This is a genomic window from Trichocoleus sp. DQ-A3, assembly GCF_039961975.1.
GTDB lineage: Bacteria > Cyanobacteriota > Cyanobacteriia > Cyanobacteriales > FACHB-T130 > FACHB-T130.
This window is the reverse complement of record NZ_JAMPKC010000052.1, coordinates 1-14,298: the sequence shown is the minus strand read 5'-3', so window position 1 is coordinate 14,298 and position 14,298 is coordinate 1. Positions and strand designations below refer to the sequence as shown.

Annotated in this window: 12 protein-coding genes and 1 pseudogene; 8 read left to right on the top strand and 5 right to left on the bottom strand. The window is 48.9% G+C overall.

All coding sequences use genetic code 11. The features are described 5' to 3' along the window. Nucleotides 1-87, bottom strand: a pseudogene (locus tag NDI44_RS28500) (IS630 family transposase); the annotation flags it as partial. A gap of 944 nt (nt 88-1,031) precedes the next feature. Then, entirely contained in the window at nt 1,032-3,704 is a 2,673-nt protein-coding gene (topA, locus tag NDI44_RS28495) for a type I DNA topoisomerase (RefSeq protein ID WP_190412951.1), read from the bottom strand. Nucleotides 3,705-4,075: 371 nt separating this feature from the next. Between topA and NDI44_RS28490 the strand changes: the two genes are divergently transcribed. The 3 genes from NDI44_RS28490 to NDI44_RS28480 are packed head-to-tail and all read left to right on the top strand — an operon-like array spanning nt 4,076 to nt 5,850. Beyond that, nucleotides 4,076-4,369 carry a hypothetical protein gene (locus NDI44_RS28490; RefSeq protein ID WP_190412950.1) on the top strand — a complete coding sequence of 98 codons (294 nt, stop codon included), beginning with the start codon at nt 4,076-4,078 and terminating at the stop codon, nt 4,367-4,369. Beyond that, a complete protein-coding gene (locus tag NDI44_RS28485) occupies nt 4,356-4,520 on the top strand; it encodes a hypothetical protein (RefSeq protein ID WP_190412952.1) in 165 nt (54 codons plus the stop codon). Before NDI44_RS28490 ends, NDI44_RS28485 begins: the two co-directional genes overlap by 14 nt. Further along, a complete protein-coding gene (locus NDI44_RS28480; protein WP_190412949.1) occupies nt 4,501-5,850 on the top strand; it encodes a GGDEF domain-containing protein in 1,350 nt (449 codons plus the stop codon). Before NDI44_RS28485 ends, NDI44_RS28480 begins: the two co-directional genes overlap by 20 nt. A gap of 85 nt (nt 5,851-5,935) precedes the next feature. Here NDI44_RS28480 and NDI44_RS28475 read toward each other — a convergent pair whose 3' ends face one another. Both NDI44_RS28475 and NDI44_RS28470 read right to left on the bottom strand, forming a co-directional pair. Continuing rightward, a complete protein-coding gene (locus NDI44_RS28475; protein WP_190412948.1) occupies nt 5,936-6,496 on the bottom strand; it encodes a Uma2 family endonuclease in 561 nt (186 codons plus the stop codon). Nucleotides 6,497-6,579: 83 nt separating this feature from the next. After that, nucleotides 6,580-6,708 carry a hypothetical protein gene (locus tag NDI44_RS28470; protein WP_277877580.1) on the bottom strand — a complete coding sequence of 43 codons (129 nt, stop codon included), beginning with the start codon at nt 6,706-6,708 and terminating at the stop codon, nt 6,580-6,582. Between the two features lie 74 nt (nt 6,709-6,782). Between NDI44_RS28470 and NDI44_RS28465 the strand changes: the two genes are divergently transcribed. The 3 genes from NDI44_RS28465 (at nt 6,783) to cobJ (ending at nt 12,054) form a co-directional block, all read left to right on the top strand. Further along, a complete protein-coding gene (locus tag NDI44_RS28465; RefSeq protein WP_190412947.1) occupies nt 6,783-8,399 on the top strand; it encodes an NAD(P)H-quinone oxidoreductase subunit N in 1,617 nt (538 codons plus the stop codon). Between the two features lie 275 nt (nt 8,400-8,674). After that, on the top strand, nt 8,675-10,012 hold the full coding sequence (locus tag NDI44_RS28460; protein WP_190412946.1) for a C1 family peptidase: 1,338 nt from the start codon (nt 8,675-8,677) through the stop codon (nt 10,010-10,012). 89 nt (nt 10,013-10,101) lie between these two features. Beyond that, the gene (gene cobJ / locus NDI44_RS28455; RefSeq protein WP_190412945.1) at nt 10,102-12,054 is read left to right on the top strand and encodes a precorrin-3B C(17)-methyltransferase; all 1,953 of its coding nucleotides are present in this window, start codon (nt 10,102-10,104) and stop codon (nt 12,052-12,054) included. 1 nt (nt 12,055) lies between these two features. Here cobJ and NDI44_RS28450 read toward each other — a convergent pair whose 3' ends face one another. Continuing rightward, nucleotides 12,056-12,406, bottom strand: coding sequence for a phage holin family protein (locus NDI44_RS28450; protein ID WP_190412944.1), 351 nt, complete (start codon nt 12,404-12,406; stop codon nt 12,056-12,058). Between the two features lie 121 nt (nt 12,407-12,527). On the opposite strand from NDI44_RS28450, the gene NDI44_RS28445 reads away from it, so the two are divergent. Continuing rightward, complete coding sequence (locus NDI44_RS28445) at nt 12,528-13,019, top strand: pentapeptide repeat-containing protein (RefSeq protein ID WP_190412943.1); 492 nt, start codon at nt 12,528-12,530, stop codon at nt 13,017-13,019. After that, complete coding sequence (locus NDI44_RS28440) at nt 13,016-14,188, top strand: 5-(carboxyamino)imidazole ribonucleotide synthase (protein ID WP_190412942.1); 1,173 nt, start codon at nt 13,016-13,018, stop codon at nt 14,186-14,188. The genes NDI44_RS28445 and NDI44_RS28440 overlap by 4 nt, the downstream gene beginning before the upstream one ends. Nucleotides 14,189-14,298: the final 110 nt, after the last annotated feature.

Here is a 14,298-nt window from a genome sequence, read left to right as displayed (position 1 = left end):
CTGTGCGGCTTCACTTTTCTTCATGCCGTCTAACTCGATCGCTTGGATCACCTTCTGACGCAGGTCATAACTATAGGGGTTTGCCATGAGCAGCTTGAATAACTTCAGGACAACAGGTGATCTCTACTCTACGTCCTAACTATCTTGGCGGTTGCTATAGCTTCTCTCAGGTTTGCAAGAGCGCGGCGGAGTGGTTGTGAATCGCGTGCTAACAACCACACTTTCTCAAATGCCAAAGGACGTTCACTTTGAACTTCAAAGAGTTCACGTATCCCAACACCAAATACTACCGATTGGCCAGTATTGAGTTCTACAACTGTTATTATCTCAATATCGTATCCATACCCGTGAATGTAGTTGAGCGTATCTACAAAAGTCCTGATTGCGTCTCTTACATAGTTTCTTAAGGACAGTAAGTCGAAATTTCCACTTAAATTCTTAATTGTGGCTGATACTTGAGAGTTGCAAATTGAAATAATGACCCAGCATCTACAGCGTGCATTTGTAATGGTACAGGAACAGCAAGGTTAATGTCACAAAGGTCTGGTACTAATCTCCCAGTGAATACATAATCACTCATAAGTTGCTATCTTCTTTGTAAGATGGGGCTATCCATCTGAACATCCAATGTTGTCAAGTTCCTCACATTCGCCCAATGTGCGATCGCATCTCCTCTCTTAGGCAACGATAAGAGCGATCGCATTTTGTCTAACACTTTTTGAAGGGAAGTGATCGCAGTTTCGGGTTGGTGGATACAATAACAAGGCTACCGACTGGCTCTACCTCTGTTTGCGTTGTGGCTTCGCCAGCGCTTGAGTTAAAGAAGGCAGAGGGCGGAAGGCTTTTACTCCTAAGAAACACATTCCTTGGTGGCGCGTTGGGGATTAGCGGATGATATATAGCATTGAGGATGAAACTTTCACCTTATACATCCTGACAGTAGCTCATCGTAGAGAAGTGTCCGAGAGGTGAAGGAAGCGATCGCTTTCATGTTCTCAAAAGAGCGATCGCTTCCCTTCACCGGCAAGAAACTAAGATTTTTTCTTAGTGCTAGTGGTTGCTGTCGTCTTTTTAGCGGTTGTCTTCCCAGTTGTGGTCTTTTTGGTAGATGTTCCACTCTTAGTAGTTGATTTGCGACTAGATTTTGTTGTGGAACCTGCCTTCGCTGTCAATGCTTCCAGCGCTTTTTCCATCGTCAACCCTTCCACAGATTCCCCTTCTGGCACAGAAGCATTCGTCTTCCCATGCTTGATGTAAGGGCCATAAGGGCCATCGTAGATATTCACGGGTTCCCCATCAGTCGGGTGAGTCCCCAGTTCTCGTAACGGTGCCTTAGACTTGCTGCGAGTCCCGCCGCGTCCCTTTTTCGGTTCAGCTAGCAGCTCGACTGCACGTTCGATGTCAATTGTCAATACATCGTCACTGGCTTTCAGGGAGCGATATTCTTTGCCTTCCTTGCCTTGGTCGTGGACGACGTAAGGGCCAAAGCGTCCCAATCCTGCCTGGACTTTGCCGTTAGTTTCTGGGTGAATGCCCAAAGTCCGCGGCAGAGATAGCAAGCCAACTGCCATATCCAGCGTCACGTCCTCAATCGTGACCCCCTTGGGAAGAGAGGCGCGTTTGGGTTTTTTGTTCTCCTCAGTGGCATCACCCAGTTGGACGTAGGGGCCGTAAGTGCCAATCAGCACGTAAATCGGTTCGCCGGTTTCCGGATGCAAGCCGACTTTATCGGGGCCTTCTGTTTTCTGCTGTAGCAGCGTCTCAATTAGCTCAGCGTGGATGTCTGAGGGGGTCAGATCCTTAGGCAACGAGGCTTTTACTGGCCCAGAGTCCTTTTCAGCTTCAATGTAGGGGCCATATTGACCAATCCGGACTTTCGCCCCACCGAGATCGTCCAATTCGATAGTACGGGCAGAGGTGGCATCAATCCCCTTTTCCCTTTCCTTGACTTGGGTTGCCAGACCCATTTCTCCGAGATAGAACTTTTTCAGGTATGGCAGCCATTTGGCTTCCCCAGTAGAAATTTCATCTAGGGTTTGCTCCATCTTGGAGGTGAAGCTGGGATCGACCAAATCGGGAAAGTGTTGTTCTAGCAGACTGGTAACGGCAAAGGCGGTGAAGGTAGGAACGAGGGCGTTGCCATTCATTTGGGCATAGCCTTTCTCGATAATCGTGCCGATGATGCTAGCGTAGGTGCTGGGACGCCCGATGCCTTCGCTTTCCAGGGTTTTGACGAGAGAAGCTTCCGTGTATCTTGCTGGTGGCTGAGTTTCGTGCCCGATGGATTCTAACTTTTTGCAGGTCGGGCGATCGCCTTTTTTGAGAGTTGGTAAGATGACTTCCATGTCTTCTAGTGCTGCATGAGGATCGTCCGATCCTTCCACGTAGGCGCGTAAGAAGCCGTGAAAGTCAATCCGTTTGCCGCTAGCCCGAAAACCGGCATCTTCGACTTGCAACTGCACGGTAATTTGAGTTTGGCGAGATTCTGCCATTTGGGTGGCGACAGTGCGCTTCCAAATCAGGTCATATAGAGCGAATTCTCGACCGCTTAAGCCGGTTTCCTGGGGAGTGCGGAAGCTGCTACCGGCAGGGCGAATGGCTTCGTGAGCTTCTTGAGCGCCCTTGCTTTTCGTCGTGTACTGGCGGGGTTCCGGGCTGAGGTATTGCTTGCCGTACATTTGCTCGACACAACTACGAGCGGCAGCGATCGCTTGCTGTGACAAATGCACCGAATCTGTCCGCATATAGGTAATATACCCCTGCTCGTACAAACTCTGGGCAGTTCGCATCGTGTCGCGGGCAGATAAATGTAGTTTCCGGTTCGCCTCCTGTTGGAGCGTCGAAGTGGTAAACGGCGGTAAGGGTTTGCGAGTAACCGGACGTTCTTCTAAGTCAGCCACCGTCCAGGGTTTATCTGCCAGTCGCGCCTCTAAACTTCGCGCTTCCGCTTCCGAGAGCAGAATCACATTCCGTCCGGCAATAATTTGTCCCGTGGCTTCATCAAAATCGCTGCCAGTGGCAATTCTCGTCCCCTTGAGAGCGACAAGTCGCGCTTCAAAGGGTGTCTTGTCTTTGTTTAAACTTGCCTTGAGATCCCAGTAGCTGCCTTGGCGGAAGGCTCGACGTTGACGCTCTCGATTTACCAACAGCCGCACTGCTACCGACTGCACCCGTCCCGCCGATAAGCCGTAGGAGATTTTCTTCCACAAAAGCGGCGACAGGGTATATCCCACCAGCCGGTCTAATATCCGCCGCGTCTCCTGAGCACGAACCACCTGCTCGTCGATATTGCGGCAGTTCTTGAGGGCGTCGCGGATGGCTTCCTTGGTGATTTCGTGGAAGACCATTCGCTTGATGGGAACCTTTGGCTTCAATAGCTGGAGCAAATGCCAGCTAATGCTTTCGCCTTCTCGGTCTTCGTCAGTTGCCAACACCAATTCATCTGCCTCTTTCAGGGCATTTTTCAGGGCGGTGACAATCTTCTTTTTGTCGTTGGGGACGACATACAAGGGTTCAAAGTCCGCATCCACATTTACTCCCAGCTGCGCCCATTTTTCCCCTTTGTAGGCTTCGGGAATTTCTTTACTGGATTGGGGCAGGTCGCGTACATGACCCATCGACGCCTCGACCCGGTAGCTGGAAGGCAAGAATTTACTGATGGTGCGTGCTTTGGTGGGAGATTCGACGATAACGAGGGTTGACATGGGAGCTTGGAGAAATAGCAGATGGGCTGAACAGTTAATTTAAATACTTTATGTCAGATGTCAAGAGCGATTGAGAGGATTTTATGCGGAAAACCGACGAGTGAAGTCTCGATTCTGGCGTACCAAGCTTGACGAGAGCCGGTTCCAAGAATGGCGGTCAATCCCATCCAGGGACGATTCGCTCTCCCAAAGATAACTCGCTTTTTTAGAGCCGCTCGCAAGAGAGCTGTTCGCGCCAGACTTAATTTAAAGCTATCTCAATGTTTAACTTATGGAGGATTGCAATGGCGACCTCCCTAAGTATTTGAGTTGTGCCAGAATGGATGCCAACATCAGGCTGAAACAGCTTAGCAGCATTTGGAGGAGAACCGATGCAACCCATTCGACAAGGCGATGTGATTTTACTCCCCGCACAGCAAGCCGAGGGACAAAAGCTATCTCACCTGACTTTAGCCAAAGGTGAAGTGACGGGACACAAGCACCGCATCAGCGACGGACAAGCAGAACTGTACGAAAAAGATGGCACGCTTTATCTGCGCGTCTTCTCAGAGACGGCAACTTTAACCCACGAGGAGCATAACGCGATTTCTATTCCCCAAGGCAGCTGGATGGTGCGAATTCAGCGGGAATACGAGCCTCAAGGATGGCGATATGTCGCAGATTAAGATTGATAAACTTACGCCACAAGAAGCGCTGATTCCAGTTTATCGCCAGAAGTGGAGAGCGATCGCTTTCCACCGAGCCAATCGACCGAGAAGAAGCCGCAGAAGTGGTAAAAGCCGCCTAAACCGAATAAATGAACCAGCTCCTGATTGATGATTTGCTATTTAACCAAATATTTCGCGACCCGCTCACAGGTTTATTGAATCGGCGTTATATGTTTGCATTCTTGCAGTGGCAGGGGTGTCGAGAAAGAAGTCAGCAATTATTAGGTCTAATTCTGCTAAATATCGATTGGTTTCAAAGGTACAACAATTTGGTTGGTTTCTCAATAGGCAATTTCTTCCTGCAAGAATTGGGGAGCTTCTTACAAAGAAATATTCCTAACTCAGCGATAGCCTGCCGCAAAGGAGGTGATGAATTTGCAGTAATTTTGCCAGAAACTTCCCTAGAAGATTGTAGGCGACTAGCCGAGCAACTTAGGGAAGGAGCTAAGCTACTATACGTAGATCCGAATTACTACATTCATCGTTGCACTGTCTCTGCGGGAGTAGCAGTTTGCTTTCCAGAGCCTGAATTAAACTGGCAGGAATTAATTAAAGTAGCCGAGCTTGAGACAGATAAGGCTAAATCCAACGGACGCGATCGCGTGGAAGGTCCCATCCAATTCTCTATGAGAACCGAATCGTTTTTAGAAGAGACTTATTCGGAATCCAAGCAAGTAATAATCAAGGATGCTAGTGGATTTTTACAAGACTTACGAGCTACAGAATTAGATTCTTGGGAGGAATATACTTTACTCCAACTTAATTTATTGAATTATCCGGTTAATTTGTTACAGAAAACCTGCCCAATTACAGAAAAGATTGATATTTTATTTTTAACTTCTCAATTTGAATCAGCGAGGGAAACTGTTAAGTCTATTGCTGCCTTGAATGGCATTGACCGAGACACCCAAAGACAAGCCTATTGGCAGTTACAGCAGTTTGCAGGATGGACTTGGCGCTACTTTGATACACAAAATATAGTCAGCGAACGCCCTATAAAAATCTCTTTCGATAGCCAAAATCGCCTCCATGCCGAAGGAGAACCGGCAATCCAATTTGCTGATGGATATAATTTTTACTCCTATCACGGCGTAACATTACCAGAAGAATACGGCAAACTGCACCCAAGTCAGTGGCAGGCGCAATGGCTTTTAGAAGAAGACAACGCTGAGCTGAGGCAAGTATTAATTCAGGGAATTGGCTACAGTCGAATCTGCCAAGAATTACAAGCAACTAAATTAGATTTTTGGCAAGAATATACCTTATTAAAAATAGATAATAAGCTCGATGTAGAGCCAATATATTTATTAAAAATGACTTGCCCCAGTACCGGACACATTCATGCCTTGCGCGTTCCGCCTAATATGAAATCGGCGCGTGAAGCGATTCGCTGGGTGAATTGGGGAATCGATCCTGAAGAATTTTCTGTACAAACCTAAAACCCTCTCCAGATGCGAGAAATCGCTTCTCTACAAAATGTGGGTTTTGCTCCTTAGGGGTTCATTTCTCCAAACGCGATCGCGCTTACAGCAAACTCCGCACAGGTAACGTAAATCCAGGCACCACATCCTCACCACTCAAAACCGCTGTAGCGGGATATTGGGTAACTGAGCCATCTGGACGATACACCCAAGCTTGCTGATTTTGACGGTCAAACAACCATCCCAAACGTACTCCGTTATCGATATACTCGCGCATCTTGGCCTGGAGCGTTTCTAAACTATCAGATTTAGAACGAATTTCGATAACAAAATCGGGAGCCAAATTTAAAAACCTATCTTCTTGCCGATCCCAATCTTCTGCCAAGCGTCCTTGAGCAACAAAAGCAGCATCCGGCGATTTAATCGCTGTATTCGCTAACTTGAACCCCGTACTGGGACCAAAAACATCTCCTAAATCGTGAGTTTCCACCCAATTCAGCAGATAAGCCACTGCTTTCGCCTCTCGATTCCCAGAAATTCCTCCAGTTGGCGGCATAATTACCAATGACCCGTCAGCGTTCCGCTCAAATTGTAAATCTGGATTTTTAGAACTGATGAGCATCAATTCTTCATCAGTTACAGTAGCCCAAGAAGACTGTACCATCGGTTTTTGCCCTTGCAGAATCTCGAAAAAATAATGGCGTCATCGTTACAGAATCGAAGACACGCGATCGCCATACTGAGATTTTAGCGACAGCGCGATCGCGCGTTGCGCTGACAAGTCAGTTCGCCTCTTTCCTGCCTTTTTTCCTTGTTCTTAGCGTCTTTGGGGTTCATGACGCCAAAAGCGATCGCCCTCATCAATAATCCAAGCAACCCCGAACGCCATAAAATTAAATAATATTAAGAGTCTCAGTCTCTCTGCCTAAATACCCAAAACTATATATCTCATGAGTTTTGCTGAACTTGCAGCCCAGTTGAATGTTGGGACAATCTGGCCTGAGGGGATTTTAATTGTCACCCTTTTGGCAGTTCTCGTCGTTGACTTGATTATCGGACGGTCGTCCTCGCGCTTCACCCCCTATATCGCGATCGCGGGTCTACTCGCCTCTATCGTCGCCTTGTACTATCAATGGGGGAACACGAACACCATCGGCTTCTTGGGTAGCTTCAACGGCGATGCCATGAGCGTCGTCTTTCGCGGCATCGTTGCCTTGTCTACCGCCGTCACCATTTTGATGTCGATCCGCTACGTAGAGCAAAGCGGCACCTCCCTGGCAGAATTTATTGGGATTATGCTCAGCGCCACCATTGGGGGAATGATTCTGTGTGGTGCAGATGAGTTGGTGACGATTTTTGTCGCCTTAGAAACCCTCAGTATCTCGTCCTACCTGATGACGGGATACATGAAGCGCGACCCCCGTTCCAATGAAGCAGCGTTAAAATACCTGCTGATTGGCGCTTCGAGTACAGCAATTTTCCTCTACGGTGTCTCGCTGCTGTACGGACTATCGGGAGGAGAAACGAAGTTGAGCGCGATCGCTACTGGCATTTCCAGCGCGAACGCTGACTTATCCTTAGGACTGCTGATTGCATTAGTCTTTGCGATCGCCGGGATTGGCTTCAAAATTGCCGCCGTTCCCTTCCACCAATGGACACCCGACGTTTACGAAGGTTCGCCAACACCTGTTGTAGCCTTCCTCTCCGTCGGTTCAAAAGCCGCTGGATTTGCCCTCGCCATCCGCCTAATGGTGACAGCTTTCCCCCTCGTCACTCAAGAGTGGCATTTTGTCTTCACCGCCCTTGCAGTCTTGAGCATGATACTGGGTAACGTCGTTGCTCTTACCCAAACCAGCATGAAACGTCTGCTGGCTTACTCTTCCATTGCCCAAGCTGGATTCGTCATGATCGGTTTGATTACCGGCACCGAAGAAGGTTATGCCAGCATGGTGTTTTATATGCTGGTTTACCTGTTCATGAACTTGGGAGGCTTCGCCTGCGTGATTCTGTTCACCCTGCGAACGGGTACGGATCAAATTAGCGAATACGCGGGGCTGTATCAAAAAGACCCGCTTCTGACCTTGTGCTTGAGTATTTGTCTGCTGTCCTTGGGAGGGATTCCGCCCTTGGCTGGCTTCTTCGGAAAAATCTACCTGTTCTGGGCAGGTTGGCAGGCGGGTGTTTACGGCTTAGTCTTACTAGGGTTGCTCACGAGCGTCGTCTCGATTTACTACTACATCCGTGTCGTCAAGATGATGGTGGTAAAAGAACCCCAAGAAATGTCTGACGCCGTGAAGAATTATCCAGAAATTCGCTGGAATATATCGGGAATGCGTCCTTTGCAAGTGACTTTAGTGGTGTCGTTAGTGGTGACATCCTTGGCAGGGATTTTGTCTAACCCGTTGTTTACCCTGGCGAATAATTCAATTATCCGCACGCCAATGCTGCAAGCATCGGTGCATAACACAGTAGCGACGCAAGACCTTGCTCCCTTAGAATCTATGCTTCCTGCGGCTGACTCGGTTAGTCAAATTCAACCTCAGCTTGATTCCAGCGCCAAGATTTAACATCCTGGCGTCAAGGTTAAGACAAGGGATAAGCAGGACTCCTCATCGCCTAAAAAACGTAAAAAGTCCTTATCTTAGGAAAACCCGGCTTCTTGAAGAAGCCGGGTTTCTGGTATTTGGGCAAAATGTAGCGTGTATTTCGGCTTTCGAGCGATCGCATCCACCGGCGATGAGCATCCCTGGACGCTCATCAGGCGGACAGTTAGAATGAGCGCATAAATCTATCCCTAGATAGATGAGCAGATAAAACGATAGCTGACCCAAGAGGTTGTTTTATGTCGAATCTTCGCTATTCGCCCAAACTTGCTTACGTCCAGCATTCGACCGGCAAAAAGTTGAAATTAGGCGGCTATCGACCCGACACAAAGGATGCGAATGATAAGAAGTACGAGGCTCATCGATTTCAAGCCGAAAAGCTGCCGCCAAGAGTCGATTTGCGTCACTACCTGACTCCGGTAGAAGATCAGGGGGACGTGGGAAGTTGCACGGGGAATGCGATGGCGGGAGCTTACGAGTACCTGGCAATGCGCCAACTCGGTACCGCCGGGGATGTAAGCCGGTTGTTTATTTATTACAATGCGCGATCGCTCGCCGGAGAAATCGAAGAAGACGCCGGAGCAACACTTCGCAATTGCATCCAGGTATTGCGAAAGATGGGCGCTTGTTCTGAGTTAACCTGGCCCTATCATCCAGAGCGGTTGTTTCACCGTCCCCACGACCAAGCTTATGAGGAAGCAACCCAATTCTTGATCGACGATGCTGAGCGAATTGACGTGGATTTGTACGCCATGAAGCATTGTCTAGCCGAGGGTTATCCGTTTGCCTTTGGGTTACAGCTTTTCGATTCGTTCATGAGGGAGGGAAATAAGGGGATTCCCATGCCTAACCCGGAGCGAGAGGAGTCTCAAGGCGGTCACGCGATGTTGTGCGTCGGTTACTCGGACAAAGATCGGGTATTTGTGGTTCGCAATTCTTGGGGCGCACACTGGGGAGACAAGGGATACTGTTACATTCCCTATGACTACATGACCAATCCCGAATATTGTGATGACTGCTGGACGATTCGCAGCGTCACCGACCTCGACTATAGCCGAGGCGTTTGGAGTGATGATGACGCCTCCTTTTTGGATGACATTATCCCGCTGATTGGCGATGCTCTCGATATTTCAGACGGCGACATCGTCAGTGACGAGGAAGAGTACGAAGAAGTCGTCGCCGAAGATGAAGAATACGTCGAGGATGAAGATGAAGAAGCTGTAGAGGAAGAAGACATAGAAGCTGTCGCCGAAGACGAAGAATACGTCGAGGATGAAGAATACGAAGAAGCCGTCGCCGAAGATGAAGAATACGTCGAAGACGAAGAGGATATAGAAGCCGTCGCCGAAGACGAAGACGAAGAATCTGAAGGCGAGGAATACGACGAAGATGAAGAAGCTGTAGAGGAAGACGAAGAATACGTCGAAGATGAAGAGGATATAGAAGCCGTCGCCGAAGACGAAGACGAAGAATCCGTAGAGGAATACGGCGAAGACGAAGAATCCGTAGAGGAATACGGTGAAGATGTCGAGGAGCTAGACGAAGAGTACGACTCAGAAACCCTCGAAGAAGAGTAAAATCCGGAGAGCGAGTAGTGCCATAGCCCTTTGGACATACGCTTTGCGATCGCGCAAAATAATCGTCACAAAACAACTCAAGACAATCGATGGTATTACTGTTAGGTGATTTTCAACCATTAGCCGCGATCGCGACTACTCCCACGGGTGCCCAAAAACTACAGCCGCTTTGTCAATCAACGGGTGCTACTCTTTGGCTTCCAGAGTCTCTAACCGACGTTGTAGAGGCAAAGGTTGTCGCATCAGCCCAGGTTTATCGCGGTTCCCTCAAAGACCACCTAGCGACCTTGTGGAATACACATCGGGGCTTTATTTTCTGCTTGGCATCTGGAGCAGTGGTGCGCTTGATTGCACCCTTATTGCAAGATAAATCCCGCGATCCAGCGGTGGTCGTGGTGGATGAAAATAGCCAGTTTGTTATTAGTCTCTGTAGCGGTCATCAGGGAGGGGCGGATCGGTTGGCACAAGCGATCGCGCTTACCCTTGGGGCAACACCAGTCTTGACGGGTGCCTCCGCTGGTTTAGGACTGCCCGCAGTGGATATGCTGGGCGTTCCTTTTGGCTGGAATCGAGGCGAGGGAGATTGGACGGGCGTTAGTGCAGCGGTAGCGAGAGGGGAACGGGTACAAGTCATTCAGGAAGCGGGTTCTCCTTTATGGCAAAGTCATCTTCCTGAAAATCATCCATTTGATTTTAGGGTTCCAGAATATCTCGTCAGTCAATCAGAGATTGTTGAATCTAACCAGGAACCCGATCGTTCAAAATCATCCCAGGCGAGGATTTGGATTAGCCCCACCCAGCAACGATTTTCCTCAGAATCAAGGCTGCCAACAGTCCAGTGGCATCCTAGAGTCTTGTGGGTGGGAATCGGCTGCGAACGAGGAACCTCGAAAGCGTTGATAGAAACAGCGATTGGGCAGGTGTTTGAGAAAAATCACTTAGCCCAAGAAGCGATCGCAGGGATTGCCACCATCGACATTAAAGCCGATGAAGTTGGGTTAGTGGAATCATGCCGCGATCGCCATTTGCCTTTGCGAACTTTCCCGGCTGATATTCTGCGTTCCGTTAGTGTCCCCACGCCCTCAGCAGTTGTGGAAACAGAAGTCGGAACGCCCAGCGTTGCAGAAGCAGCAGCGATTCATGCGGCTTCTGTAGGGGCGGAAGGCATTGCTCCGCTGAAAGTGGTAAAACAAGTTTTCAAATTAGAAGGGCAACCAGGGGCGGTAACGGTCGCGATCGCTCAATCCGAACGAGAATATACGGGTCGCACGGGCTGTTTATTGCTGGTTGGTACGGGACCTGGAAAATTAGACCAAATGACCCCAGCGGCTCAAACCGCCGTATCCTGCGCTGACGCCATTATTGGCTACTCTCTCTATATCGACCTCATTTCTCCTTTGCTGCGTCCCGGACAGATTGTCGAAGCGTTACCGATTACCCAAGAACGTCAACGGGCAGAACGAGCAATAGAATTAGCGAATTGGGGCTTAACCGTAGCGGTTGTTTCTTCTGGAGATTGCGGCATCTACGGCATGGCTGGGTTAGTCATGGAAGAACTCCAAGTTAAAGGCTGGGATGGCAAAACGCCAGGGGTACAGGTGTTTCCGGGAATTACCGCCCTACAAGCCGCTGCCTCGCGAGTGGGTGCGCCTTTGATGCACGACTTCTGCGCGATTAGTTTGAGCGACTTGCTGACCCCCTGGGAGGTGATTGAAAAGCGCCTGACAGCCGCCGCGCAAGCAGATTTTGTTACCGCACTTTATAATCCGCGATCGCAAACTCGCACCCAACAAATCGCGATCGCCCAAAGTATCTTTCTGCAATATCGCGATCGCCAAACGCCGGTAGCGATCGTGAAATCAGCTTATCGAGAAGACGAAGAAATTACTCTGATTACACTTGAGAAATTACTCGATACTCCGATTGATATGCTGACAACGGTACTCATTGGCAATAGCAGCACTCGCACTCACGCTGATTGGATGATTACCCCCCGCGGCTACTTGGGTTTTGACGCCGGTTTTGACGCCAAAATCCGTTAATTTATTCGGCTTCTCTGTTGAACAAAAAGTTTAGCCCACTAGCCACTAGACTCAGAACAATTGAACCTATCAAAGCCTGCCCGAAACCAGCGATACTAAAACCGGGAGTAATCGCCCCAGCAATCAAAATTGTGATGGCGTTAATCACAAACAGAAACAACCCTAGGGTCACGAGCGTCAGCGGCAATGTCAAAATTACCAAAAGGGGTTTGACAATTGCATTCACTAAGCCCAAAACAATCGCAGCAACCAGCGCAGCCAGAAAATTTGTGACTGTAAAGCCGGGGACAATGTATGCAGTAATCATTAGCGCGATCGCTGTAAGTAGCCAAGTCACCAAAAAGTATGGCATAAGCTTTCCTTAAACCTCGCTTACTCACAATTTTAAGGGTCTGGTTCACATCCTGAAGGATTTCAGAATACACTAACTTGAAAGATAGCCAACTCTATAGCGTGTTTTGAAGCGCTTTTCTATGACCTTTCGGCAACTCGCTGCGTTCCTACTAACAATCGTTCTTTTCATCTGGGCATTCCCAGCCCAAGCAGGATACTACCCGCCTCCCTTGTCCTATAGCAATGCCGAGCTGAAAGCCAAGGATTTCTCCGGTCAAATTTTGCAGGTAGCTGAGTTTTCCAACGCCAATATGGAACTCGCTAACTTTGAGGGTGCGGACTTAAAAGGGGCGATTTTTAGTGCATCGGTGATGACAAATGCCAATTTACACGGCGCAGATTTAACTAATGCAATGGTCGATCAGGTAAAACTCAACGGCGCAGATTTAAGCGATGCTGTTTTGGTGGAAAGTATCCTATTGCGTACTATATTTGACGGTGTAAATATCGCTGGTGCGGACTTCACCGATGCAATTTTAGATGGGGCGCAAATAAAAGAACTCTGTATTAAAGCATCTGGTGTAAATTCTAAAACTGGTATCGCAACTCGTGAGTCTTTGGGGTGTCGATGAAGCGTGTAGGAGTAATTGGGGGGGGACAGCTAGCCTGGATGATGGCAGGTGCAGCGGAGGCATTGGAGATTGAATTGGTGGTGCAAACGCCCAATCCGAGCGATCCAGCGGTCGCGATCGCATCTTCCACTGTTTTTGCCCCTATTGATGATGCTGCCGCTACAGCCGAGTTAGCGTCTCGCTGCGATGTCATTACTTTTGAAAACGAATTTATTAACCTGAACGCTTTAGATTCTCTTGTCCAGAAAGGCGTCTGCTTTCGCCCTAAGCTGGAAGTATTAGCGCCGTTGTTAGATAAATACGATCAGCGCTGCTATTTAGAAGATATCGGCTTGCCAACTCCCAGTTTTACAACGCTGGAGGGAGACGCCGAGAATCAGGAAGTCAATCTTTCAAAATCCTTCACTCACCCCTTGAACCTCCAAGACCTGGATTTTCCCGTCGTTCTAAAAGCCCGACGCGGCGGCTACGATGGTCAAGGCACCTTCATTATTAAAGATAGCCGCGCCCTAGAGTCAACTTGGCAGCGACTGAAATATGCGCCAGTGTTGTTAGAAGAATTTGTGCCTTTTGAGCGAGAATTGGCGATTATTGCCGCTCGTTCTGCTGCTGGTGAGGTGGTGACTTACCCAGTCGTAGAAACTCAGCAGGTAGATCAAGTGTGTCGGCGCGTCTTGGTGCCTGCGGCAATTACGCCAACGGTGGAACAAGAGGTAAAAGCGATCGCACATACGCTTCTCGATAGCCTGCAAGCGGTTGGGGTCTTTGGCATTGAGCTATTTTTAACTCCAGCCGGAAAAGTGTTGGTCAATGAAATTGCCCCCCGCACTCACAACTCCGGACACTTCACCCTGGATGTCTGCGAAACTTCTCAATTTGAGCAGCAACTTAGAGCCGTCAGCGGTCTCCCTTTAGGTAATCCTGCCCTCAAAAGTGCGGGTGCTGTCATGGTAAATTTACTCGGTTACGAGCATTCCCAGAGCGATTATCTTACCAAACGGCAACAGCTAGCTGAGTTATCTCACACTCACGTCCACTGGTACGGCAAAACCGAATCTCGTCCCGGTCGAAAACTCGGTCACGTCACCGTTTTGCTAGAAACAGCCGACCGTTCTGAGGCAGAAGCGATCGCTCAAATCATTGAATCTATCTGGTATTCAGAGGAATAGACCTCCTGCATGAATGAGAAAATAGTGTGCCAGTTGGCGATCGTCGAATTGCAAAATTAAGGAGAGACAAGGAGCAACTTAAGGAGGGGGCGATGCCATACACACAGTTA